The 23511-nt window shown below is 72.7% G+C and carries 22 protein-coding genes; 13 read left to right on the top strand and 9 right to left on the bottom strand.

Features of this window, described 5'->3' with window-relative positions; all coding sequences use genetic code 11:
* Positions 1–19: 19 nt before the first annotated feature.
* On the bottom strand, positions 20–907 hold the full coding sequence (locus CHF15_RS33045) for an HhH-GPD family protein (RefSeq protein ID WP_089227601.1): 888 nt from the start codon (positions 905–907) through the stop codon (positions 20–22).
* A 170-nt stretch (positions 908–1077) separates the two neighbouring features.
* Here CHF15_RS33045 and CHF15_RS33040 point away from each other — a divergent pair, with 170 nt between their 5' ends.
* Positions 1078–1926: a hypothetical protein gene (locus CHF15_RS33040; protein WP_322975712.1), complete on the top strand. Its 849-nt coding sequence runs from the start codon at positions 1078–1080 to the stop codon at positions 1924–1926.
* Positions 1927–1989: 63 nt separating this feature from the next.
* Here CHF15_RS33040 and disA read toward each other — a convergent pair whose 3' ends face one another.
* Both disA and radA read right to left on the bottom strand, forming a co-directional pair.
* Positions 1990–3120, bottom strand: coding sequence for a DNA integrity scanning diadenylate cyclase DisA (disA, locus tag CHF15_RS33035; protein WP_018559543.1), 1131 nt, complete (start codon positions 3118–3120; stop codon positions 1990–1992).
* 66 nt (positions 3121–3186) lie between these two features.
* Positions 3187–4575: a DNA repair protein RadA gene (radA, locus tag CHF15_RS33030; RefSeq protein WP_089227599.1), complete on the bottom strand. Its 1389-nt coding sequence runs from the start codon at positions 4573–4575 to the stop codon at positions 3187–3189.
* Positions 4576–4790: 215 nt separating this feature from the next.
* On the opposite strand from radA, the gene CHF15_RS33025 reads away from it, so the two are divergent.
* Positions 4791–6461 carry a BACON domain-containing protein gene (locus CHF15_RS33025; protein WP_089227598.1) on the top strand — a complete coding sequence of 557 codons (1671 nt, stop codon included), beginning with the start codon at positions 4791–4793 and terminating at the stop codon, positions 6459–6461.
* An 18-nt stretch (positions 6462–6479) separates the two neighbouring features.
* On the opposite strand, the gene CHF15_RS33020 is transcribed toward CHF15_RS33025, so the two are convergent.
* Positions 6480–7301: a hypothetical protein gene (locus CHF15_RS33020; protein WP_245939165.1), complete on the bottom strand. Its 822-nt coding sequence runs from the start codon at positions 7299–7301 to the stop codon at positions 6480–6482.
* Positions 7302–7402: 101 nt separating this feature from the next.
* Here CHF15_RS33020 and CHF15_RS33015 point away from each other — a divergent pair, with 101 nt between their 5' ends.
* From CHF15_RS33015 to ilvD, 4 genes are all read left to right on the top strand, one after another.
* Positions 7403–8341 (top strand): Ppx/GppA family phosphatase, encoded by a 939-nt coding sequence (locus CHF15_RS33015; protein WP_089227597.1) that lies wholly within the window; start codon positions 7403–7405, stop codon positions 8339–8341.
* Positions 8342–8497: 156 nt separating this feature from the next.
* On the top strand, positions 8498–9301 hold the full coding sequence (locus CHF15_RS33010; protein ID WP_089227704.1) for a sugar phosphate isomerase/epimerase family protein: 804 nt from the start codon (positions 8498–8500) through the stop codon (positions 9299–9301).
* Positions 9301–9936, top strand: a complete 636-nt coding sequence (locus tag CHF15_RS33005) for a TetR/AcrR family transcriptional regulator (RefSeq protein WP_089227596.1) — start codon at positions 9301–9303, stop codon at positions 9934–9936. Before CHF15_RS33010 ends, CHF15_RS33005 begins: the two co-directional genes overlap by 1 nt.
* A 171-nt stretch (positions 9937–10107) precedes the next feature.
* On the top strand, positions 10108–11961 hold the full coding sequence (gene ilvD / locus CHF15_RS33000) for a dihydroxy-acid dehydratase (RefSeq protein WP_089227703.1): 1854 nt from the start codon (positions 10108–10110) through the stop codon (positions 11959–11961).
* 58 nt (positions 11962–12019) lie between these two features.
* Here the strand turns inward: ilvD and CHF15_RS32995 are convergent, their stop codons facing one another.
* Positions 12020–14200: a serine/threonine-protein kinase gene (locus tag CHF15_RS32995; protein WP_089227595.1), complete on the bottom strand. Its 2181-nt coding sequence runs from the start codon at positions 14198–14200 to the stop codon at positions 12020–12022.
* A 123-nt stretch (positions 14201–14323) separates the two neighbouring features.
* On the opposite strand from CHF15_RS32995, the gene CHF15_RS32990 reads away from it, so the two are divergent.
* From CHF15_RS32990 to CHF15_RS32975, 4 genes are all read left to right on the top strand, one after another.
* A complete protein-coding gene (locus tag CHF15_RS32990; protein WP_089227594.1) occupies positions 14324–14644 on the top strand; it encodes an SH3 domain-containing protein in 321 nt (106 codons plus the stop codon).
* A gap of 130 nt (positions 14645–14774) precedes the next feature.
* A complete protein-coding gene (locus tag CHF15_RS32985) occupies positions 14775–15155 on the top strand; it encodes a hypothetical protein (protein ID WP_089227593.1) in 381 nt (126 codons plus the stop codon).
* Positions 15156–15207: 52 nt separating this feature from the next.
* Entirely contained in the window at positions 15208–15561 is a 354-nt protein-coding gene (locus CHF15_RS32980; RefSeq protein ID WP_089227592.1) for a hypothetical protein, read from the top strand.
* 52 nt (positions 15562–15613) lie between these two features.
* The gene (locus tag CHF15_RS32975; protein ID WP_089227591.1) at positions 15614–16402 is read left to right on the top strand and encodes a class I SAM-dependent methyltransferase; all 789 of its coding nucleotides are present in this window, start codon (positions 15614–15616) and stop codon (positions 16400–16402) included.
* Here CHF15_RS32975 and CHF15_RS32970 read toward each other — a convergent pair.
* The 3 genes from CHF15_RS32970 to CHF15_RS32960 form a co-directional block, all read right to left on the bottom strand.
* Complete coding sequence (locus CHF15_RS32970) at positions 16399–16836, bottom strand: hypothetical protein (protein WP_089227590.1); 438 nt, start codon at positions 16834–16836, stop codon at positions 16399–16401. The genes CHF15_RS32975 and CHF15_RS32970 overlap by 4 nt on opposite strands.
* Before the next feature lie 142 nt (positions 16837–16978).
* Positions 16979–18469: a SulP family inorganic anion transporter gene (locus CHF15_RS32965; RefSeq protein WP_089227589.1), complete on the bottom strand. Its 1491-nt coding sequence runs from the start codon at positions 18467–18469 to the stop codon at positions 16979–16981.
* Between the two features lie 323 nt (positions 18470–18792).
* The gene (locus tag CHF15_RS32960) at positions 18793–19143 is read right to left on the bottom strand and encodes a hypothetical protein (protein ID WP_089227588.1); all 351 of its coding nucleotides are present in this window, start codon (positions 19141–19143) and stop codon (positions 18793–18795) included.
* A gap of 200 nt (positions 19144–19343) precedes the next feature.
* Between CHF15_RS32960 and CHF15_RS32955 the strand changes: the two genes are divergently transcribed.
* The 3 genes from CHF15_RS32955 (at position 19344) to proC (ending at position 21742) form a co-directional block, all read left to right on the top strand.
* A complete protein-coding gene (locus CHF15_RS32955) occupies positions 19344–20132 on the top strand; it encodes an ABC transporter ATP-binding protein (protein ID WP_089227587.1) in 789 nt (262 codons plus the stop codon).
* Positions 20129–20866 carry an ABC transporter permease gene (locus CHF15_RS32950; protein WP_089227586.1) on the top strand — a complete coding sequence of 246 codons (738 nt, stop codon included), beginning with the start codon at positions 20129–20131 and terminating at the stop codon, positions 20864–20866. The genes CHF15_RS32955 and CHF15_RS32950 overlap by 4 nt, the downstream gene beginning before the upstream one ends.
* A 66-nt stretch (positions 20867–20932) precedes the next feature.
* Positions 20933–21742, top strand: a complete 810-nt coding sequence (gene proC, locus CHF15_RS32945) for a pyrroline-5-carboxylate reductase (protein ID WP_089227585.1) — start codon at positions 20933–20935, stop codon at positions 21740–21742.
* Positions 21743–21790: 48 nt separating this feature from the next.
* On the opposite strand, the gene trpS is transcribed toward proC, so the two are convergent.
* Positions 21791–22789, bottom strand: a complete 999-nt coding sequence (gene trpS / locus CHF15_RS32940) for a tryptophan--tRNA ligase (protein ID WP_089227584.1) — start codon at positions 22787–22789, stop codon at positions 21791–21793.
* Positions 22790–23511: the final 722 nt, after the last annotated feature.

Genomic DNA, 23511 nt, shown 5'->3' with positions numbered 1-23511 from the left:
CGTCCGGGGAGTGCGGCTCTCAGCCGGGCAACCGGTACATACCGTCCTGGAGAGGCTCCACCAGACCGTCGGCGACCAGGCCGTCCAGCGCCCGGGCACGCTGGACGGGCTCGTGCCACACGGCGTCCAGCGCCGCCTGCGGCACCGGCTCCGTGGCCTCCCGCAGCACGGCCAGCAGCCTGCCCCTGACCTGGCGGTCGGTGCCGGCGTACGTCTGGCCGCGGCGCGGCGGGCCGTCGTGCTCGGGGGAGCCGGCCAGCCGCCAGGCGCACTGCCCTGCGATCGGGCAGCGCACGCACTCGGGGCCGCGGGCGGTGCAGATCAGGGCGCCCAGTTCCATCGTGGCCGCGGCCCAGCGGGCGGCGGTGGCCTCGTCGGCGGGGAGCATCCGGTGGGCGACCCGGCGTTCGGCGGCGGTCGTGGCGTTCGGCGGGTACTCCACACCGGTCACGGCACGCGCGAAGACCCGGCGCACATTGGTGTCCAGCACCGCGTGGCGCTGCCCGTACGCGAAGGAGGCCACCGCGGCGGCCGTGTACTCGCCGACCCCCGGCAGGGCCAGCAACTCGGCGTGGTCCGTGGGTACTTCGCCGTTGTGCAGCTGGGCGATCGCGGTCGCCGCGGCGTGCAGCCGCAGCGCCCGGCGCGGATAGCCCAGCCGGCCCCAGGCGCGCACCGCCTCCCCGGAGGGGTCCGCCGCGAGGGCGCCCGGAGTGGGCCAGCGCTCCAGCCACTGCCCGTACACCGGCAGGACCCGGCTGACCGGGGTCTGCTGCAGCATGAACTCGCTGACCATGACGCCCCAGGCGCCCGCCTCGGGACGGCGCCACGGCAGATCCCGGGCGTTGTCGTCGAACCAGTCGATCACGGGTGTGTGCAGCGGGTGGTGGTCGCGGTCGTCGTTCATAGCGCCTCCGATCCTACGTCCCCGGGGCCGCCGCGGCGGGCAGCGCCGACGGGCGGGGGAGTTCCCGGAACGGAGGGGAGATCTGCTGATCAATCACACAAGTTGCCAGCGTGCCGCGCGTGCCTTGGTCCGATTCAAGGGAAACCGCATAAGGTTTGCGCGTGGGCTCTATGCGCAATCCCGTAGGACCTCTCCCGTCCTCCATCTACTGGCGGCGACGGGCGGTTGTGCTGCTCCTGCTCGCGCTGCTCACCGTCCTGGCCGTATGGGCCGTCAATTCCCGTGACGGCGGCGGGAACAGCGCCAACGGGCCGGACGGCCGTTCACCCGTGCCGTCCATCACCCCCGGTCCGTCCGCGAGCGGTCCGCTCAACAGCTCCCGCCCGGGCGGTTCGGTCGGCGGCGGTGGCGGCGACGACGGCGGTGACGCCTCGGACGGCGGCTCGGGCGACTCCGGTGCCACGGAGGGCAGTTCGCCGGGCGGCGACTCCGGTGCCACCGACGGCGGCGCGGACTCCGGCGCCTCGGGCTCCGCGGGCACGGGTGGTACGGGTGGCTCCGGCGGCAGCGGAGGCGGCGGGAACGGCAGCGGCGGTGCGCAGTTGCCGGCGGGCTCCTCGCTGCCGGACTGCGGGTCCGGCGTCTCGCTGAGCGTGCGCAGCACCGACAACGCCTACGAGCCCGGAGAGCGGCCCCGGTTCACGCTGACCGCGACCAACCCCTCGGCCACCGCGTGCAAGCTGGACTTCGGCCCGGACTCGGCGGTGCTGTCCATCACCGACGTCAACGACCACCACGTGTGGGCCAGCGACGACTGCCCCAAGAGCCGGGCCCCGTACCTGCTCCAGGTCCCGGCGGGCGGCTCGACCTCGTACGACGTCGAGTGGGACCGCCGGACGAGCTCCCCGCAGTGCGCCACACCCAAGGGCGGGGCGGCCCCGTACGGCACCTATCTGCTCGAGGTGAAGCTGCCCGGCCGCTCCGCGAAGCAGACGTCCTTCGTCCTGAAGAACGTCTAGGGACGACGCCGGGAACGCGCGGGCCGCCCGGGACGCCCTGGGCGTCCGGCGCGGGGCGGGTCCTCAGACGTAGCGCTCCAGGATCGAGGACTCCGCGAGGCGCGACAGGCCCTCGCGGACGGAGCGGGCCCGGGCCTCGCCGACACCGTCGACCGTCTGCAGGTCGTCCACGCTGGCGGCCAGCAGTTTCTGCAGCCCGCCGAAGTGCTCGACCAGCCGCTCCACGATCGTGTTCGGCAGCCGGGGCACCTTCGCCAGCAGCCGGTACCCGCGCGGCGACACCGCGGAGTCCAGCGCCTCCGGGGAGCCCGCGTAGCCCAGCGCCCTTGCCACCGTGGGCAGTTCCAGCAGCTCGCCCTGGGGCAGGGCGTCCAGCTCGGTGAGCGCCTCGGCGACCGTGCGGCTGCGCTTGGCGGTCGGCTCCGGCACGTAGTCGCGGACGACCAGCTCGCGCTCCGGCTCGACGCCGGCGATCAGCTCGTCCAGCTGCAGGGAGAGCAGCCGGCCGTCGGTGCCCAGTTCGACCACGTACTCCGCGATCTCCTTGGCGATCCGGCGCACCATCTCCAGGCGCTGCGCGACCGCCGTCACGTCCCGGACGGTGACCAGGTCCTCGATCTCCAGGGCGGAGAGCGTGCCCGCGACCTCGTCGAGGCGGAGCTTGTAGCGCTCCAGGGTGGCCAGCGCCTGGTTGGCGCGGGAGAGGATGGCGGCCGAGTCCTCCAGGACGCGGCGCTGCCCGCCCACGTACAGGGCGATAAGCCGCATCGACTGGCTGACGGACACCACCGGGAAGCCGGTCTGGATGGAGACCCGCTGCGCGGTGCGGTGCCGGGTGCCGGTCTCCTCGGTGGGGATCGACGCGTCCGGCACCAGCTGGACCCCGGCCCGCACGATCTTGGTGATGTCCCGGTCGAGGATGAGGGCCCCGTCGAGCTTGCACAGCTCGCGCAGCCTGGTGGCGCTGAACTCGACGTCCAGCACGAATCCGCCGGTGCACAGCGATTCGACGGTCTTGTCCATCCCCAGCACGATGAGGCCACCGGTGTTGCCGCGCAGAACCCGCTCGAGGCCGTCCCGAAGGCCGGTGCCGGGGGCCACGGCACTCAGGGAGGCGCGCATCAGGCCCTCACCGCCGGAGCCCTCGCGACTCCAGGCCTTGCCGGGAGCTGCCGCCCGGTCGTTGGCTGCCACTGCTCTCCTCCGGTCGTACGGATGCCCGGATGGGCGAGACCAGGGCAAAGTTTACCGTCGGAAGGGTCAGGGACGTGGGGCCCTCTTGGGCAGGACGCGCAGGGCGTCCCCTATGTCCGTCACCTCCGTCACCTTCATCCCCGCCGGGACCTTCCCCGGGTCCGGCGGCACGAGGGCGTGGGTGAAGCCCAGCCGGGCCGCCTCGGCGAGCCTGCGCTGCACCCCGGTGACCCGCCTGACCTCGCCCGCCAGGCCCACCTCACCCACCGCGACCAGGTTCTTCGGCAGCGGCGTGTCGATCGCCGCGCTGGCCAGGGCGAGCGCGACCGCGAGGTCCGCGGCCGGCTCCCCGAGCTTCACGCCGCCGACGGTCGCGGTGTAGATGTCCTGCTTGCCGATCGACCGGATCCGGCCGCGCTGCTCCAGCACCGCCAGCATCATCGACACCCGGGAGGTCTCCAGACCGGAGGTCGTACGGCGCGGGGAGGGGATCTGGGTGTCGACGGTCAGCGCCTGCACCTCGGCGACCAGCGGGCGCTTGCCCTCCAGGGTGACGGTCAGGCACGTGCCGGGGACCGGCTCGTCGCGCCGGGTCAGGAAGAGCCCGGACGGGTCGGCCAGGCCCGTGATGCCCTCGTCGTGCAGCTCGAAGCAGCCGACCTCGTCGGTGGCGCCGTAGCGGTTCTTGATGCCCCGGATCAGGCGGAGCCGGGCGTGCCGGTCGCCCTCGAAGGACAGCACCACGTCCACCAGGTGCTCCAGGAGGCGGGGACCCGCGATCGCGCCGTCCTTGGTGACGTGGCCGACCAGCAGAGTCGACATGCCGCGCTCCTTCGACGCGCGGATCAGGGCGCCCGCGACCTCGCGCACCTGGGCCATGCCGCCGGGGGCGCCGTCGATCTCCGGGGAGGCGACCGTCTGCACCGAGTCCAGGATCAGCAGGGACGGCTTGACGTCGTCGAGGTGGCCGAGCACGGCGGACAGGTCCGTCTCGGCGGCCAGGAAGAGGTGGTCGGAGAGCGCCCCGATGCGGTCGGCGCGCAGCCGTACCTGCGAGGCGGACTCCTCACCCGTCACATAGAGCGTCCGGGTCTGCGGGCCCGAGGCCTTCGCCGCCACGTCCAGCAGGAGGGTCGACTTGCCCACGCCGGGCTCGCCGGCGAGCAGCACCACGGCCCCGGGCACCAGCCCGCCGCCCAGGACCCGGTCCAGCTCCGGCACGCCCGTGCCGCGCGCGGTGGCCTGCCGTCCGTCCACCTGGCCGATCGGCATCGCGGGCGAGGTCACCCGGCCCGGCGCGGTCGTGCGCACCGGCGCCGCGGCGCCGTACTCCTCGACCGTGCCCCATGCCTGGCACTCGCCGCAGCGGCCGAGCCACTTGACCGTCGTCCAGCCGCACTCGGTGCAGCGGTACGACGGGCGGTCCTTGGAAGCGGGGCGGTTGCGGGCAGCCATGTGCCGCACGCTATCGGGTGCCACCGACAACGCGGCACCGCCCGGTGTGCGGGCGCCTGCCGTCCGCTCCGGAAAAGGCTCGTGCACCTGGCCGGAGGGGTCACCCGACAGGGTGAGCCTCGTGTGCTCTTTCGGGCGGGATCACCACCCATTTGGATTAAAGCCCGCCGTGATGCCTGAGGGCGTACGGGTCGTGGTCCTACCGTCACGGAGTGATGAGCAGCAGGTCTGACACACCCTCCCAGACAACCGGCGCGCACCGCCGACACCGCGCGCCGGTCCAGCGTGGCCGCACCGCGCCGGGGACCAGCGGGTCCCCGGCGCGGCGGCGGCCACGCCCGCAGGGGACCCTGCCCGCGCAGCCGCCGGCCCACTACGAGCCGTACCTGGACGGGCTGTTCACCTACTGCCTCTCCGTCCTGTGCGAGCACGACTCCGCCGCCGCCGCCCTCGGCGACGTGCTGGCCGTGGCCGAGCGCCAGCGCGCCCGGCTGCGCGACCCGGAGCTTCGCAGGCCCTGGCTGTACGCGCTCGCCCGCTGGGCCTGCCTGCGCACCCTGGCCGAGGGGCGGCCGGTGTCGGTGCAGGCCTCGGCGGACGTCGCCGCCCGCAGGCGCGGCGAACTGGCGGCGCTGGCCTGGCCCGAGGCGGCCGGCACCACGCCCGAGCAGCGCGAGGCGCTGGAACTCGCCGTCCGGCACCAGCTGGCGCCGCACGAGGTGGCCCTGGTCGTCGGCCGGGAGCCGGACACGACGCGGGCGCTGCTCGCGCAGGCCGCCTGCGAGGTGGAGCGCACCCGGGCGGCGCTCGCCGTGGTCGAGCTCGGCAACTGCGCGGCCGTCGCCCGCCTCGCCGGCGACTCCCGGGTGCTGCTGGGCTCGGCGCTCCGCCGCGAGCTGGTGACCCATGTCGACGTCTGCCCGCACTGCCGGGTCACGGCCGAGCGCGCCGTGGCGACCGGCCCCTGGCCGGGCCTGGCCACCACCGCCGCCACCGCCGTCCTGTCGACGGTCGAGGCGCCCCGCTCGGCCGCGTACGCCGCCCTGCTGCACGCCATGCGGGGCGGCGTCGGACGCTCCCGCCAGGGCAGCCCGCGCTTCGACCGGCACGGCTTCCCGATGGACCTGAAGGAGCGGATGGCGCGGCGGGCCCGGATGCGGCACCGCGCGGTGACCTCCACGGTGGTCGCGGCCGTCGTCGCGGCGCCGGTGCTGGCGCTGTGGGCGGCCTACCACGGTGCGCCGCTGGCCCCCGAGCACAAGGGGGAAGGTTCCTTCAGCGCCGGCGAGGACCTCGACGGCGTCCAGTACGAGAAGGCCGGTGTCGCGGGCGCGGCCGACGCGCGCGGGCGTTCCAATCGCGGCGGCCAGGGCCGTCTGTCGGTCTCCGTCGCCTCCGCCGCCCCCTCGGCGTCGGCCTCCGCCTCCGCCGCGGCCGGCGCCCGCGGCTCCGCCTCGCCGTCCGGCGCCTCCGCGGACGCCGAGGACCCCTCGGCGCCCCGCACGGGCCGGCTGCTCGTGGAGGCGCGCTCGCGCGGTCACATGACCGTCGTCACCCTCACCGCCGAGGGCGCCGGGCCGGTCCGCTGGAGGGCGGCCACCTCCGAGCCGTGGCTGCGGCTCAGCCGCAGCCACGGCAGGCTGCGCCCCGGGGAGAGCATCACGCTGACGGTCTCCGTGGACCGCTCGCGGGAGCCCGTGGGGCCCTGGGCGGCACGGATCTGGTTCGACCCGTCGGGCGCGGTGGTCACGATCGAGGGGCGGGGGCGGCCGCAACCGCCCTCCCCCGACCCCTCACCGACCCCGTCCGCCCCCGACCCGTCACCGAGCGACCCGCCGAGCCAGAGCCCCTCGGCCTCCCCGTCCCCCGTCGAGAGTGAGGGCTAGACGTCGTCTGGGCCCGGCTCAGGCGTCCTCGCCCGGGTCGTGCGTGTCCGCCGCCGGATCCGCGGGGTGCGGCGCCATCGGCAGCAGCGAGGCGAGCCGCTGCTCGCACAGCTCGACGAGCCGGGCGTAGCCCCGCGGCCCCATCAGCTCCGTGAGTTCCGCCCGGTAGGAGACGTAGACCGGTTCGCCCGCGCCGTGCGCGGACCGCGCCCCCGTGCACCACCAGTGCAGGTCGTGCCCGCCGGGGCCCCAGCCGCGCCGGTCGTACTCGCCGATCGAGATCATCAGCACCCGCGTGTCGTCGGGGCGGTCCACCCAGTCGTACGTCCGCCGGATCGGCAGCTGCCAGCACACGTCCGGCTTGGTCTCCAGCGGCTCGCGGCCCTCCCGGAGCGCCAGGGTGTGCAGCGCGCAGCCGGAGCCCGCGGGGAAGCCGGGGCGGTTGAGGAAGATGCAGGCACCCTGGTGCCGCCGGGTCTGCCGGTCGCCGTCCTCGTTGACCTCGGTCCAGCCGTCCTCCTCGCCGACCGCGTGGAACTGCCACAGCTCGGGGGTGAGCCGTTCCACATTCCTCGCGACGCGCTTCTCGTCGTCGTCGTCCGAGAAGTGCGCGCCCAGGGTGCAGCACCCGTCGCTCGCCCGGCCCGCCTCGATGCCCTCGCAGCCGCGGCCGAAGACGCAGTTCCACCGTGAGGTGAGCCACGTCAGGTCGCACCGGAAGACCTGTTCCTCGTCGGCCGGATCGGGGAACTCGACCCATGCGCGCGGGAAATCGAGCCCGACCTCGTCCGACACGTCCGGGTGATGCTGCCGCTTCGTCGCCTTTTTCACCTTCGCCACGATGTCAGGGTAAGCATGTGAAGCTTCTCGAGTGGTCACCCGCGCAGGTGCCCATACCCCGCATGTCCCCGGTCCGAGCCCGGCGCAGTAGCGTTCCGGGCATGAGACTCGGTGTCCTCGACGTGGGTTCGAATACCGTCCACCTTCTGGTCATGGACGCGCACCCGGGCGCGCGCCCGCTCCCCGCCTACTCCCACAAGGCGGAGCTGCGGCTGGCGGAGCTGCTGGACGAGGACGGCGCGATCCGCGAGGACGGCGTGCGACGGCTGGTCGCCCAGGTCGCCGAGGCCCTGGTCGTCGCCGAGGACAAGGGAGTCGAGGACGTCCTGCCCTTCGCCACCAGCGCGGTGCGCGAGGCGGCCAACGGCGAGCAGGTGCTCGCGCGGGTCGCCGCGGAGACCGGGGTCAACCTGACCGTGCTGTCCGGGGAGGACGAGGCGCGGCTCACCTTCCTCGCCGCCCGCCGCTGGTTCGGCTGGTCCTCCGGCCGGCTGCTCATGCTGGACATCGGCGGCGGCTCCCTGGAGGTCGCGTACGGCATGGACGAGGACCCGGACGCCGCGGTCTCCCTGCCGCTCGGCGCCGGCCGGCTCACCAGCGGCTGGCTCCCCGGCGACCCGCCCACCGCCGACGACGTGCGCGGCCTGCGCAAGCACGTACGGGCCGAGATCGCCCGCACCGTCGCCGAGTTCAGCCGGCTCGGCGCGCCCGACCACGTGGTGGGCACCTCCAAGACCTTCAAGCAGCTGGCCCGGATCGCGGGCGCGGCGCGTTCCGCCGACGGCCTGTACGTGCAGCGCACGCTCACCCGCAGGACGCTGGAGGAGTGGGTGCCGCGGCTGGCCGCCATGACCGAGGGCGCCCGCCGGGAGCTCCCGGGCGTGTCGGAGGGCCGGGCCCGCCAGTTGCTGGCCGGGGCGCTGGTCGCGGACGCGGCGATGGACCTGTTCGGGGTCACCGAACTGGAGGTCTGCCCGTGGGCGCTGCGCGAGGGCGTCATCCTGCGCCGCCTCGACCTGATGACGAGCGACCGGGGCTGAGGGCGGCGCACACCCCGCGCCGGCCGCGGGGCCGGTGCGCCACCCGCGTGTCGATCGCGTCACGTCGGCCGGGTGCGATGTGCCGCTCGGCCGACCGGCCGCCGTACGCTGTTCCCCGTGGCAGCCCCTGACCCTGTGGACCCGAACGGACACACCGTGCGCGTACCGGACGCGAAGGTCGCGCTGTCCACGGCCTCGGTCTACCCCGAGTCCACCGCGACGGCCTTCGAGATCGCGGCCCGGCTGGGCTACGACGGCGTCGAGGTGATGGTGTGGACCGACCCGGTCAGCCAGGACATCGAGGCCCTGCGCCGGCTGTCGGACTACCACGCCGTCCCGATCCTGGCGGTGCACGCGCCCTGCCTGCTGATCACCCAGCGGGTCTGGTCCACCGACCCGTGGGTGAAGCTGCAGCGGGCCCAGGCGGCGGCGGAGAAGCTGGGCGCCTCGACCGTGGTCGTCCACCCGCCGTTCCGCTGGCAGCGCAGCTACGCGCGGGAGTTCGTCGCCGGCATCTGGCGGATGGCGAACGAGACCGACGTACGGTTCGCCGTCGAGAACATGTACCCGTGGCGCTACCGCGACCGGGAGATGCTCGCGTACGCCCCCGACTGGGACCCCACCACGGACGACTACCGGCACTTCACCATCGACCTCTCGCACACCGCCACGGCCAGGACCGAGACGCTGGAGATGCTCGACCGCATGGGCGACCGGCTCGGCCATGTCCACCTGGCCGACGGCAGCGGTTCCGGCAAGGACGAGCACCTGGTGCCCGGACGCGGCAAGCAGCCCTGCGCCGAGGTGCTGGAGGGCCTGGCCTCGCGCGGTTTCGACGGCCACGTGGTGATCGAGGTCAACACCCGGCGCGCGATGTCGGCCGCCGAGCGCGAGGCGGACCTCGCCGAGGCGCTGGCCTTCACCCGGCTGCACCTGGCCGCGGCCGCGCGGGTGCGCTGATGGCCCCGGAAGACGGCGGTACCGGCAGGCGCGGCCGCGGCCGCCCCGCCGGGAGCCGCTCGGGCACCCCGGAGACCCGCGACCGGATCCTCGCCGCGGCCCGCGAGGAGTTCTCCGCCCGCGGCTACGACAAGACCTCGATCCGCTCCATCGCCAAGTCCGCGGGCGTGGACTCCTCGCTGGTGCACCACTACTTCGGGGCGAAGGAGCAGATCTTCGCCGCGTCCATCGAGCTGAGCTTCGAGCCCGCCTTCGGCGTCCCCGACGTCCTCGCGGCCGGCCCCGAGGGCGTCGGCGAGCGGCTGGCCCGCTTCTTCGTCGCCATCTGGGAGAACCCGGTCTCCCGGGCCCCCATGCTGGCGATCCTCCGCTCCGCCGTGACGAACGACACCGCCGCCGCCGTGCTGCGCGGCATCGTCCTGCGGCGGCTGCTGGAACGGGTCGCGTCGGAGCTGAAGGTCCCCGAGCCCCGGCTCCGCGCGGAACTCGCGGGCGCCCAGATGATCGGCATCGCGATGATGCGCTACGTCATCAGGATCGAGCCGCTGGCCTCGGCGGACATGGAGGAGGTCGTCGCCCTCGTCGCGCCGACGCTCCAGCGCTATCTGACCGATCCGGGACCCGTCACGGGCTGAGCCGGCACCACGGCGAACGGGTCGACAACGGGGAGGGCACCCCGTCGCGGCCGGCCCCGGAGCGTCATCCACACCGTGGAATCGCCGTCCGCAATACGGACACACCGCCGTCCGCCGCGACCGGAGGCGTACGCTCGAAGGCTCCGGATGGAAACGTAGGGAGTGGTCCCCGTGCCCGAGCTGAGGTCCCGCACAGTCACCCACGGCCGCAACATGGCGGGCGCCCGCGCCCTCATGCGGGCCTCGGGCGTAGCGAGCGAGGACATCGGCAAGCCGATCATCGCGGTGGCCAACAGCTTCACGGAGTTCGTGCCCGGGCACACCCACCTGCAGCCCGTCGGCCGCATCGTCAGCGAGGCGATCAAGGCCGCGGGCGCCGTGCCGCGCGAGTTCAACACGATCGCCGTCGACGACGGCATCGCCATGGGCCACGGCGGCATGCTCTACTCGCTGCCCTCCCGCGACCTGATCGCCGACTCCGTCGAGTACATGGTCGAGGCGCACTGCGCCGACGCGCTGATCTGCATCTCCAACTGCGACAAGATCACCCCGGGCATGCTGATGGCGGCCCTGCGCCTCAACATCCCCACCGTCTTCGTCTCCGGCGGCCCCATGGAGGCCGGCCGCGCCACCCTCGTCGACGGCACGGTGCGCACGCTCGACCTGATCGACGCGATCGCCGACGCCGTCAACGACAAGGTCTCCGACGAGGACATCCTCCGCATCGAGGAGAACGCCTGTCCCACCTGTGGCTCGTGTTCCGGCATGTTCACCGCCAACTCGATGAACTGCCTCACCGAGGCGATGGGCCTGTCGCTGCCCGGCAACGGCTCGGTCCTGGCCACCCACACGGCCCGCAAAGCGCTGTACGAGGACGCCGGCCGCACCGTCGTCGACCTCACCCGGCGCTACTACGAGCAGGACGACGAGTCGGTGCTGCCGCGCTCCATCGCCACTTTCGACGCCTTCGAGAACGCGATGGCCCTCGACATCGCCATGGGCGGCTCCACCAACACGATCCTCCACCTGCTCGCCGCGGCCCAGGAGGCCGGCGTCCCCTTCGGCCTGACCGACATCGACGCCGTCTCGCGCCGGGTGCCGTGCCTCGCCAAGGTCGCGCCCAACGTCGCGAAGAGCCGTACGTACTACATGGAGGACGTGCACCGCGCCGGCGGCATCCCCGCCCTGCTGGGCGAGCTCCACCGCGGCGGCCTGCTCAACGAGGACGTCCACGCGGTCCACTCCCCCTCCCTCGCCGACTGGCTCAAGACCTGGGACGTCCGCGGCGGCTCCCCCTCCGCCGAGGCCGAGGAACTGTGGCACGCCGCCCCCGGCTGCGTCCGCTCCGCGGAGGCCTTCTCCCAGTCCGAGCGCTGGGAGGCCCTGGACACCGACGCCGCGGAGGGCTGCATCCGCTCCGTCGAGCACGCCTACTCCAAGGACGGCGGCCTGGCGGTGCTGCACGGCAACCTCGCCGTCGACGGCTGCGTGGTGAAGACCGCGGGCGTGGACGAGTCCATCTGGACCTTCGAGGGCCCGGCCGTGGTCTGCGAGTCCCAGGAGGAGGCCGTCGACAAGATCCTCCGCAAGGAGATCACGGAGGGCGACGTCGTCGTCATCCGCTACGAGGGCCCCAAGGGCGGCCCCGGCATGCAGGAGATGCTCTACCCCACCTCCTTCCTCAAGGGCCGCGGCCTCGGCAAGTCGTGTGCCCTGATCACCGACGGCCGCTTCTCCGGAGGCACCTCCGGACTCTCCATCGGCCACGCCTCCCCCGAGGCGGCCTCCGGCGGCACGATCGCCCTCGTCGAGGACGGCGACCGCATCCGCATCGACATCCCCGGCCGCAGCATCGAACTCCTCGTCCCCGAGGAGGAACTGGCCGCCCGCCGTACCGCCCTCGGCGGCGCGTACGCCCCCAAGGCCCGCGACCGCAAGGTCTCCCTGGCCCTCAAGGCCTACGCCGCGATGGCCACCAGCGCCGACAAGGGCGCCGTCCGCGACGTCTCCAAGCTCGAGCGCTGACCCCGGCACATCCGGACCCGCCGCCGTCCCCAGGGACCCCTTCCGCCGATCCCCGTGATCACCAGCGAGAGGGGTCCTCTGCGTCCACGGCGAACACGCTGCCGTCGGGCGCGGTCGCGAACACCTTCCCGTCGGCCACGAGGGGGGAGGGCGGGGACTCGGTGTTGCCGGGACCGTCGCCCAGGCGGGGTTTCGTCTGCCCGAGGAACACGCCCCGCTCGGTGTCGACGGCGAGCAACCGTCCGTCGCTGGAGGAGAGGTACAGACGGTCTCCCACGACGACGGGCCGGGAGCCGTCGCTGACCGAGGTCTCCAGTCGCCAGGACCGGGCCCGCGCCTTGGACCCGCCCGAACCACCGGTGTCGACGGCCAGCAGCGTGCCGCCGTACCCCAGTACGTACACCACGTCATCGCGGACCACCGCCTGTGCGGCGTCCAGCGGTTTGGCGAGGGGGAAACGCCTGGTCGTGCCGTCGCGCAGGTCCAGTCGGAGAATGGCGTCGGTACGGGAGTACGCGTCGGAGGAGGCGAGGTAGACACCGGAAGCGGAAGCCCCGACGACGTCGAGGTCCCCGTCGAGGCGGTGCTGCCCCGACAGCTTTCCGTCAGCCGGGTCCACCGAGCTCACCAAGGTGTGCTTGCCGTCATCCGAGACCTCGGTGGCATAAGCGGTTGCGGAGCCCTGGAGCGTCGTGAAGACCGGCAGCGAATGACCATGCAGTTTCTTGTGCCACCGCTCTGTGCCGGTCCGGCCGTCGACGGCGGTCACCGAACCGTCGCGCCCCACGAGCAGCACCGAATCGGCGGCATCGTAGAAGGCACCGTAGGCGGCGGAGATGTCGAGTGCCCAGATCGACTTGCCGTCGGCCGGGTCCAGACCTTCGAGACGCTTCCCACCGCGGGTGACCACGCGCAGGACCCCGTGGTCGAGAACGGGAGGGTGGGACGACTTCCGTACGTCGTCCACGCCGGCATCGCCGTGGACGGACCACTGCAGGAGTCCGTTGCGCGGGTCGACCTTCGCCGCGTTCACGCCCCGCTGGGAGCAGAACAGGAAGTGCGTCGCATACGTGCAGCCTGCCAGCGCGTTCTCCGTCGTACCGCCGAGCAGGGAAGTGGACCAGGGCTGAAATCCCACGGAGGAAGCGGTGCTTGCCGTGTGACGGGCATCGCCGAAGGGGCCGCCGTAAACCTGGATCGCGGTGACGCCTCCGGCGATCAGCAGCGCCGACGTCGCCGCCACCGCGGCGATCCGGCTCATGCCGCGCCCACCGCTGCCCGAGTTCCTACGGGACGGGGATTCCCCGGCGCTCCGTGATTCCTCGGAGGCGGCCCGGCGCTGCGCGGGGATGAGACCTTCGGTGTCGAGCCTTTCGACGTCGAAGGCACTGAAGGTCTGTGTGTCGTAGGAGGCCGAGATCGTCCTGAGCTCGGTCATCAACGCGTCCGGTGTGGGCCGGTCATCGGGGTCCTTGGCGAGGCAACGCCGGATGAGCGGGAGCAGATCCGCGGGTATGCCCGTCAATTCGGGCTCGTCGTGGACCACCTGGTAGGCCACGATGTACGGGCTGTCGGAGTCGAAGGGGCTTCGCCCGGTGGCGGCGTGCACCAGGACGCTCGCCATCGCGAAGACATCGGCTGCCGGGCCCACCGACCGGGGTCGCCGGAACTGTTCGGGAGCCATGAACGGAGGGGTCCCGATGAGCTTGCCCGTCTCGGTGCGCAGTTCGCTGTCCGAGGGGCGGGAGATGCCGAAGTCGATCACTTTCGGACCGTCCGCGGCCAGCAGCACGTTGCTCGGCTTGAGATCCCGGTGGACGACGCCCGCTCGGTGAATATCGCGCAAGGCCTCGGCGAGGCCCGCCATCAGATAGCGCACCTGGGCCGGTGCCACCGGACCGTTCCGCTTCACGAAAGCTGCCAGTGTCGGCCCGGGTATGTACAGCGTGGCCATCCACGGCCGCTCGGCCTCGGGATCGGCGTCGACGACGGGCGCGGTGAAGGCCCCGCTCACGAGGCGGGCGGCGGCGACCTCCTGCCGGAAACGCGCCCTGAACTCGGCGTCCTTCGCGAACTCCTCATGGACGACCTTCACGGCCAGGCGCATGCCCGAGGTGGAGCGCGACAGGTGGACCACGCCCATGCCGCCGGAGCCGAGCCGGCCCTCGAGCCGGTACTGCCCCGCGTATTCCGGATGTTCCGCTTCCGGGTCGGTCCCGGTTCTCCGCACTGGCGGCATGGCCCACCCCCGTGTGTTCGTCCACAGCCGCAACTCGGTGAGCCTAGTGGATCCTCGTAACGACGACGGCTCGAATTGCTAGCCTGCACTTGACAGAGCGTGAATCTTCACGGGGGAGAACCAGTGGCCGAGAAGAGCCTTGACGAACCGGCGGCCGAGCAGAACGAGAAGGCCGTGGCCGCCGCCGACGTTTCCTTGGTGTACTACTCCGTTGCGCCCGATACGCGGCTCAACGTCCGTAGCGGTCCGGGCACCAGCTACCAGATCGTCAAAATCCTGCCGTACGACCAGAAGGTGCCGATCTTCTGCCAGACGCCGGGTACGAGGGTGAGCGGCTACTACGGCACCTCGAACATCTGGGACCGGATCGGTCCCAACCAGTACGTCTCCGACGCGTACGTGCACACCGGCAGCGACGGGTACGTCGCCGGACGCTGCGTCTGACACAGGATCGCGGGCCGGGAACGGTCACGCCTCCTCGCACCTCATGCACCATGCACCGCCGGGCTCCGTGGCTTGCCAGGGGGCCCTCGGCGTGTGCGTCCACAAGTGGTCCGTCCATCGGAGGAATGCGTTGAGCGAGAACAAGGACAAGAGCAGGCGCGCGGTACTCGCCTCCGGCGTGGCCGTGCTGACCGGGGCGGCGCTCCCGATGCTTGGCGGCGCCGGCGATGCCGCGGCGGCCCCGGCTTCGGCGTCGAGCGATCTCATCTACTACTCGGTCGCGCCGGACGTGCGTCTCAATGTCCGCTCCGGGCCCGGCAGCAACTATCACATCGTCAAGGTCCTCCCTTATGACGCCAAGGTGCCCCTCTTCTGCCAGACCCCCGGTACGACGGAGAGCGGCTACTACGGCACCTCGAACATCTGGGACTGCATCGGCACCAACCAGTACGTCTCCGACACCTACGTGCACACCGGCCGCGACGGGTATGTCACGTCGCGCTGCAGCTGACGCGGCGGCGTCTCGCCGCGATGTCCTGGATCGGTACTGCGGGAGGAACGTGTTGAGCAAGAACGGGCGTGCAGCGCTCGTGACCGGTGCGGCCGCGATGGCCGGGGCGGTCTTCCTCGTCCTGGGAGGCGCCGCCGAAGCCGTGGCGGCACCCAGCCTCGTGTACTACCCGTCAGCCCCCGGGGTGCGCGTCAACGTGCGCAGCGGCCCCGGCACGAGTTTCCAGCTCCTGAGGACCCTGCCCTACGACCAGAAGATGCCGATCTTCTGCCAGACGCCGGGTGAGACGGTGAGCGGCTACTACGGCACGTCGAACATCTGGGACCGGATCGGCCCGGACCAGTACGTGGCCGACGTCAACATCCTGACCGGCAGCGACGGTTACGTCGCCCCCCGCTGCACCTGACCGAGCCCGCACGGTGGGTCGCGCCCGTGTCCCACGGGGAAGGACAACCCCCATGACCACACAGCCGGCCCACCGCGTGCTCGCCCGGTCGTTCGACACCGTTGCCGCGCAGTACGCCGCGGCCCGCCCCGGTTACCCCGGGGAGCTGTTCGACGCCGTCGAGGAGATCGGCGGCCGTCCCTTCGCCGGGGCCACCGTCCTGGACGTGGGGGCCGGGACGGGGATCGCCACCGCGCTGATGCGGGCGCGCGGGGCGCACGTGACGGCCGTGGAGCCCGGGTCGGGGATGGCGGCGCAACTGCGGGCGGGGCAGCCGGACGTGCCGCTGGTGCGCGCGGACGGGGACGCGCTGCCGTTCGCGTCCGGGGTGGCGGACTTCGTGACGTACGCCCAGGCCTGGCACTGGACGGACCCGGCGAAGTCCTCCCCCGAGGCGGCGCGGGTGCTGCGCCCGGGCGGCGCGCTCGCGCTGTGGTGGAACGTGCCGGACACCGGGGTCGCCTGGGTGCGCGACCAGGAGGAGCGGCTGGCCCGGGCGGTGCCCCGCTACCACGAGAACGGCCTGACGGGCACGGCGCAGGACATCCTCCGCTCGCTCGGCTCCCGTCTGGGGATGCGCACGGAGACCCGCGTCCTGCGCTGGTCGCGCACCGTCCCGCTGGACACGCACCTCACGATGCTGGGCAGCCGTTCCTACTTCGCCGTGCTCGCCCCGGGGGCCGCCCGCCGCATCCTCAGCGACGAGCGGCGCGCGCTGCTCGCGCTCTTCCCGGACGGGCAGGTGGCCGAGCCGTACAAGGTCGACCTGACGGTGGCGGTGAAAAGGCCCGACGGGCGCTAGCCGGACCGCCGCTTCCCCGCCACCGCACCGACGACGCCGACCACGCCCGCGACGAGTACGCCTCGCCACAGGCCGTCCCAGAGGCTGCCGAAGAAGCCCTCCGAGGTCAGGATCTGGCGCATCACGACGTCGGTGACGAGCAGCATCGCGGCCGGCACCAGCGCGACGCGCCAGGGGTGGGCGGCCGCCCAGCGACGTATGCGGCGGTCGGCGCGCGGGCCGCGGCCGGTCACCGCGCCCGCGCCGCCGACGAGGAAGAAGAGCATCAGCGCGACGGACACGGCGCCCGCGACGACGCCGAGCCCGAAGTCGCCGCTCAGGGCGGACGCGGCGAGGGACACCCCGCCGCCGATCGCGCCGACGGCCGCCGCCGGGCGCCAGGGGCCGAGGGTGGCCGAGGCCACCGCGAGCTGCCGCTTCTCGGCTCCGGTCACGTCCCGGGATCCATCGGTAGAACGCCTCATACGGCCACGGTCACTCCGCTTCGTCCCCGAAGCCATAGGGGATGACCCTGAGACGGCCCGGAACCGTGCGTCAGGGGCGGCGCCCCCTCGCGCCCGGTCCCGGGCCGCCCCGTCACACCGGTGCGCCCTGCACCCGGACCGGCGTCACCCCTTCCTCGTTGTGCCGCTCGGCCCAGCCGAGCAGGGCCATGCCGCAGGCGTGGTCGAGGTGCCGCAGCCGGCGCAGGTCCAGTTCCATCGGGCGGTCGCGGGGCAGCGCCTCCAGCTGTTCCAGCAGCTTGGGCAGCCGCAGGAAGGTGGCGTTGCCCAGGACGCGGACGACGATCGGCCCCTCGCCCTTGTCGTGGATCTCCACATGGGTCTGCGAGGTCTCCCAGGCCGCCTTGACCACGGCCGTCAGCAGCCCGATGAGCACGCCCTCGAACATGTTGGTGACCACGATGCCCGTCGCCGTCACGATCAGGACGACGGCCTCGCCCCGGTGCTCGCGCCACAGCGGCACGATCTCCTTCACCGGTACGAGCTTCCAGCCGGCGTGCACCAGCACGCCCGCCAGCGTGGCCACCGGGATCACCCCGAGCGCGCCGGGGAGCAGCGCGGCGAACAGCAGAAGCCACACGCCGTGCAGCACACGTGCCGCCTTCGTACGGGCACCGGCCTGCACGTTGGCGGCGCTGCGCACGATGACCGCGGTCATCGGCAGGGCGCCGAGCGCTCCGCAGACGGCGTTGCCGGCGCCCTGCGCGATGAGTTCCTTGTCGTATTCCGTGCGCGGCCCGTCGTGCAGCCGGTCCACCGCGGCGGCGCTGAACAGGCTCTCGGCGGAGGCGATCAGGGTGAAGGCCAGCACAGTGCCGATCATGGACAGGCTTGCCAGCCCCGCGAACTGCTCGGCGCCCGGCGGCTGGACGACGTCGAGCAGCCCCGCCACCTCCACGCGCTCGACGGGAAGGTCGAACAGCACGGCCGCGCCGGTGGCCAGCCCGACCGCGGCCAGCTGTCCCGGCAGCAGCCGCGCCGCGCGCGGGATGCGGGGCCACAGGACGAGCACCGCGATGGTGCCGCCGCCGACGGCGAGCGCGGTGAGCGCCGTGGGGGAGACGACGGTGCCCGCGACCAGTCCGGGTAATCCGGCGATCTTCGCCGGGCCGCCTGCCGGTGCCGCGGTGTCGGTCAGGGCGTAGACCTGTCCGGCGATCAGCACCAGGCCGATGCCGGCCAGCATGCCCTGGACGACGGCGACGGAGATGGCCCGGAACCAGCGGCCGAGCCGGAGCACGCCCATGGCGAGCTGCAGCCCGCCGGCGCAGAGCACGAGCACGCCCAGCGAGGGCAGCCCGAACTCCTGGACGGCCTCGTAGACCAGGACGGTCAGCCCGGCGGCCGGGCCGGACACCTGGAGGCTGCTGCCGGGGAGTATGCCGGTCACGATGCCGCCGACGATGCCGGTGACCAGTCCGAGTTCGGCCGGCGCCCCGGAGGCGACGGCCACGCCCACGCACAGCGGCAGGGCGACGAGGAAGACGACGAGGGAGGCGGTGACGTCGGCGCGCAGCGACTGCGGACGGGGCAGTCGCGACGCGGCGCGGATGAGGCCGCTCACCGGGTGGGGGCGGGGGTGAGGGAGCCGCGGACGGGCCGGATGGGCCCGACGGCTGGTGGGGGGAGGGCGGAACAGGGGGTGGTCCATGGGGGGATGAAGGTCTTCACGCGGGTGTCCTCCATTGCGCCCCGGCGCCGGCGTGGGCGGGGGCGTACGTGGTCGAGCGGTGTGGGGGGTCGGTCTCCCGGATCGCGGGCGCCGCGTACGAGTGCATGTGCGTGCACGTGGACGCGCGGGTGCCGGCGAGGACCCGGGCCGGGGTAGGGCCCGGGCCGCGGGCGACGACCGCGGTCAGGAGGGAGGAGCAGGCGGCAGGCCGTGCCTCAGCAGCGGAACGCGCCGTGGGCGACCGGTAGTTCTCCGGATCTGGAGAGGGGTACCGCCTGCCGGGCGGTCCGCGGCGCCGTCACGGCGGCGGACACCTGGGCGTCGTCCACCGGAACCGTCTCGTCGGTTCCGGTGCCGCCCCGCGGTGCGGATGCCGGGGCCGGGACGCTCACCGTCCCGGGCAGCACCAGGCGTATGCCGTTGCTCCCCTGCCTCCGTGCGAGGCAGTTGCGGGTATCGGGCTCCGCGCGCGCCACCGTCGTGCCCGTGCCGCGGCCGGAGGCGGGAACGGGCTCGGCGGCGGCGCAGCCTATCGCCGCGAACAGGGAGAGCAGCAGTGCCGCCATGACGGCGACAGCACGCGCAACTCCCTTGGCCGATACCACAGGTGCCCCCGTTCGGATGCGTAGCCGCCCTTCATTTTGCGCAGACAGCCACTCCATTTTGCAAGCTCTTTAAGTAAACGGAGCGTAAATGATCCGTCACCCAAACGGATACATCTGCCGCTTCTTGACGTCCCGACAGGTCCCGGAGCATTATTCACCGCATGATGAATAAAGCCGAGGAGCCTCGGGAACCGGGCCCCGGATCCGCCGTGCACGCCTCCGGGCTCACCGTCGTCCGCGGTGGCCGCACCGTCCTGGACGCCCTGCAGTTCACCGTCCCCCGGGGCGAGATCACCGGCCTGCTCGGCCCCAGCGGCTGCGGCAAGTCGACCCTGATGCGCGCCGTCGTCGGCACCCAGGCGGCCGTCACCGGCACCCTCGACGTCCTCGGCCTGCCCGCCGGCCACCGCGACCTGCGCCCCCGCATCGGCTACGTGACCCAGGCCGCCTCCGTCTACCTCGACCTGACCGTCCGCCAGAACCTCGCGTACTTCGCCGCCGTCCTCGGCGGCGACGCCCCCGGCCACGTCGAACGTGCCATCGCCGACGTCGACCTGACCTCCCACGCCACCGCCCTCGCCGGCAACCTCTCCGGGGGGCAGCTCAACCGGGTCTCCCTCGCCGTGGCGCTGCTCGGCACCCCCGAACTGCTCGTGCTCGACGAACCCACCGTGGGCCTCGACCCCGTCCTGCGCCGCGACCTGTGGGAGCTCTTCCACCGCCTCGCCGCCGAACGGGGCGCCACCCTCCTCGTCTCCAGCCACGTCATGGACGAGGCCGAGCGCTGCCACCGGCTGCTGCTGATGCGCGAGGGCCGCATCCTCGCCCAGGGCGCCCCCGACGCGCTCCGCGCGCGCACCGGCGCCCCCACCGTCGAGGACGCCTTCCTCCGCCTCGTCGACGAGGCCGCCGGAAAGTTCCCCCACCAGGCCGAGGAGAACGTCCGATGAGCACGCGCCGCACCCTCGCCACCGCCCGCCGCGTACTGCTGCAACTGCGTCACGACCCGCGCACCATCGCCCTGATGGTCGTCGTGCCCTGCGTCCTGCTGACCCTGCTGTGCTGGGTGTACGACGCCAGCCCGCGCACCTTCGACACCGTCGGCGCCTCGCTGCTGGGCATCTTCCCGCTCATCACGATGTTCCTGGTCACCTCGATCGCGACCCTGCGCGAACGCACCTCCGGCACCCTGGAACGCCTGCTGTCCATGCCGCTCGGCAAGGGCGACCTGCTCGCCGGGTACGCCCTCGCCTTCGGCGCCGTCGCCGTCGTCCAGGCCGCCCTCGCCACCGGGCTCGCCGTCCTCGCGCTCGGCCTCGACGTCACCGGCTCCGCCTGGCTGCTGCTCCTGGTCGCCCTCGCCGACGCCTTCCTCGGCACCGCCCTCGGGCTCTTCGTCAGCGCCTTCGCCGCCAGCGAGTTCCAGGCCGTGCAGTTCATGCCCGCCGTGCTGCTCCCGCAGATCCTGCTCTGCGGACTGCTCATGCCGCGCGACCGGATGCAGCCCGTGCTGGAGGCCGTCTCCAACGTCCTGCCCATGTCGTACGCCGTCGACGGCATGCAGCAGGTGCTCACCCACACCGGCGTCACCGGCGACTTCGTCCGCGACCTCGCGGTCGTCGCCGGCAGCGCCGCCCTCGCCCTCGCCCTCGGCGCGGCCACGCTCCGCCGCCGTACGGCCTGATCCCCGCGGGTGACCGCACCGTGGACGGCACGGCCTCCGGGCCGCCCACGGTGCGAGGATGGCCGCATGACGCAGAAAGTCGCGGTGCTCGGCACCGGCAAGATCGGTGAGGCCCTCCTGTCGGGCATGCTCCGTGCCGGCTGGAAGCCGGAGAACCTGCTGGTGACCGCGCGCCGCCCGGCCCGCGCCCAGGAGCTGCACGTCCGCCACGGCGTCGAATCGGTCTCCAACGAGGAGGCGGCCAAGACCGCCGACACCCTCATCCTCGCCGTCAAGCCCCAGGACATGTCCGCCCTCCTGGAGGAACTCGCCCCGCACGTCGCCGCCGACCGCCTGATCATCAGCGCCGCGGCCGGCGTGCCGACCTCGTTCTTCGAGGAGCGCCTCGCGGACGGCATCGCGGTCGTCCGCGTCATGCCCAACACCCCGGTCCTGGTCGACGAGGGCATGTCCGTCATCTCCGCCGGCAGCCACGCCGCCGAGGAGCACCTGCTGCGCGCCGAGGAGATCTTCCAGCCGGTCGGCAAGACCCTGCGCATCCCCGAGTACCAGCAGGACGCCGCCACCGCCCTGTCCGGCTCCGGACCCGCGTACTTCTACTACCTGGTCGAGGCCATGACCGACGCCGGCATCCTCCTCGGGCTCCCGCGCGCCCAGGCCCACGACCTGATCGTGCAGTCCGCGATCGGCGCCGCCGTGATGCTGCGCGACAGCGGCGAGCACCCCGTCAAGCTCCGCGAGGCCGTCACCTCACCCGCCGGCACCACGATCAACGCCATCCGGGAACTGGAGAAGCACGGCGTGCGCCACGCTTTGATCGCCGCCCTGGAGGCCGCCCGCGACCGCAGCCGCGAGCTGGCCTCCGGCAACGGCTGACCGCCCCCCGGCCGGGGCCGGCGGGCCCCCGCCGCCGTCCGCACGTCCTCAGCCCGGCGGCAGCAGCCCGATCGCCCGGTAGGCGGCGTCCACCGTCGGCCGGGCCAGGGCCCGTGCCCGCTCCGCACCCTCCCTGAGCACCCCGTCCACGTACCCGGGGTCGGCCACCAGCTCCGCGTGCCGCTCCCGCAACGGCCGAAGCTCCTCCACCACGGCCTCGGCGGTGTCCTTCTTCAGGGCGCCGTACGAGTCGTACCCCGCCGCGAGGTCCTGCGGCGCCCGGCCGGTGCACGCCGCCAGGATCTCCAGCAGGTTCGCCACCCCGGGCCGCTCCTGCGGGTCGTACGCCACGTCCTGCCCGCTGTCCGTCACCGCCCGCAGCACCTTCCTGCGGACGACCTCCGGCTCGTCGAGCAGATAGACGATCCCGGGACCGGTGTCCTCGGACTTCCCCATCTTCGACCCCGGGTCCTGCAGGTTCATCACCCGCGCCGCCACCTGCGGCAGCACCGCCCGGGGGACGGTGAACACGGGTCCGTAGCGGTGGTTGAACCGCACGGCCAGATCCCGGGTCAGCTCCACGTGCTGCGCCTGGTCGTCGCCGACGGGCACCTCGTCCGCCCCGTACGCCAGGATGTCCGCCGCCATCAGCACGGGATACGTCAGCAGGGACAGCCGCACACTGCCGCCCCGCCGCTGCTCCCTGGCCGCCTTCTCCTTGTACTGCACCATGCGCCGCATCTCGCCGTCCGCGGCGGTGCACTCGAGGAGGTACGCCAGCCGGGTGTGCTCGTCCACATGGCTCTGCACGAAGAGCGTGCAGACCCGCGGGTCGAGGCCTGCCGCCAGCAGGAGCGTCGCCGCCTGCCGGCTCAGCCGCCGTACGCGGGCCGGATCGTGCTCGACGGTGAGCGCGTGCAGGTCGACGACGCAGAAGAGCGACTCGGCCCGGTGCTGGTCCACAGCCGCCCACTGCCGCACGGCGCCCAGGTAGTTGCCCAGGGTCAGGTGCCCCGTCGGCTTGATCCCGCTGAAGACCCTCGTCATCGGTGTTCCTTCCGGCTGTGGGACCGCCGCGATCGGCCGGCCGGAGCAGAAACACCTACGGCCGCCGAAGCGGCGGCCGTTGGATGCATGCGCTGGGGGTCGGCCGCCGTCAGGCGGCCCACCACAGGTACGAGTGCGCATGCTCGGTCATGGCTCGAAGGTAACGCGCAAACCTGTTGACGGCCACAGGTTTGAAGCACCGTGGGGCGTGGTGTAGTGTTCTCTAGCTGCCTCGGACGGGGTCACCTTTCCAACGGCGGCCACTCAAGCCGCCCGGCGGCAAACCACTACCGCACGATCTCCCCTCGGGGACGATTTCGGCATGCCGAAATCCGAACCGAAAGGCTCGATTATGAACCGCCGGGGAAATCCGCTAACGTAGTGGGCACGCCGGAAGGCGCGAAACAAAAACCCCGCTCCAGCAGGGGGCCGGAAACGAAGAGCGGAAACGCGAAACGGATCTGGTAAGGTTGGAGACAACGAAGGGAAAGCCCGGAGGGGCCGGTGAAACGGTCTCGAAGGAAGCTTCCGTTCCTTGAGAACTCAACAGCGTGCCAAAAGTCAACGCCAGATATGTTGATACCCCGTCCATCCGTTCGGATGGTCGAGGTTCCTTTGAAGAAATACACAGCGAGGACGCTGGGCACGTCGGGATTATTCCTCCCGATGGTGCCGCTCTCGTGAAGACATTCACGGAGAGTTTGATCCTGGCTCAGGACGAA

The sequence above is a fragment of the Actinacidiphila glaucinigra genome (assembly GCF_900188405.1).
Taxonomy (GTDB): domain Bacteria; phylum Actinomycetota; class Actinomycetes; order Streptomycetales; family Streptomycetaceae; genus Actinacidiphila; species Actinacidiphila glaucinigra.
Note: the sequence above shows the minus strand (reverse complement) of the source record. Positions and strands in the feature narration are given on the sequence as shown.

Excerpts from the sequence above, each read along its gene's own strand:
- CHF15_RS33045 (WP_089227601.1), bottom strand. The coding sequence starts at position 907 with ATGAACGACGACCGCGACCACCACCCGCTGCACACACCCGTGATCGAC.
- CHF15_RS33040 (WP_322975712.1), top strand. The coding sequence starts at position 1,078 with ATGCGCAATCCCGTAGGACCTCTCCCGTCCTCCATCTACTGGCGGCGA.
- radA (WP_089227599.1), bottom strand. The coding sequence starts at position 4,575 with ATGGCTGCCCGCAACCGCCCCGCTTCCAAGGACCGCCCGTCGTACCGC.
- CHF15_RS33025 (WP_089227598.1), top strand. The coding sequence starts at position 4,791 with ATGAGCAGCAGGTCTGACACACCCTCCCAGACAACCGGCGCGCACCGC.
- CHF15_RS33015 (WP_089227597.1), top strand. The coding sequence starts at position 7,403 with ATGAGACTCGGTGTCCTCGACGTGGGTTCGAATACCGTCCACCTTCTG.
- CHF15_RS33005 (WP_089227596.1), top strand. The coding sequence starts at position 9,301 with ATGGCCCCGGAAGACGGCGGTACCGGCAGGCGCGGCCGCGGCCGCCCC.
- CHF15_RS32995 (WP_089227595.1), bottom strand. The coding sequence starts at position 14,200 with ATGCCGCCAGTGCGGAGAACCGGGACCGACCCGGAAGCGGAACATCCG.
- CHF15_RS32975 (WP_089227591.1), top strand. The coding sequence starts at position 15,614 with ATGACCACACAGCCGGCCCACCGCGTGCTCGCCCGGTCGTTCGACACC.
- CHF15_RS32960 (WP_089227588.1), bottom strand. The coding sequence starts at position 19,143 with ATGGCGGCACTGCTGCTCTCCCTGTTCGCGGCGATAGGCTGCGCCGCC.
- CHF15_RS32955 (WP_089227587.1), top strand. The coding sequence starts at position 19,344 with ATGATGAATAAAGCCGAGGAGCCTCGGGAACCGGGCCCCGGATCCGCC.
- CHF15_RS32950 (WP_089227586.1), top strand. The coding sequence starts at position 20,129 with ATGAGCACGCGCCGCACCCTCGCCACCGCCCGCCGCGTACTGCTGCAA.
- proC (WP_089227585.1), top strand. The coding sequence starts at position 20,933 with ATGACGCAGAAAGTCGCGGTGCTCGGCACCGGCAAGATCGGTGAGGCC.
- trpS (WP_089227584.1), bottom strand. The coding sequence starts at position 22,789 with ATGACGAGGGTCTTCAGCGGGATCAAGCCGACGGGGCACCTGACCCTG.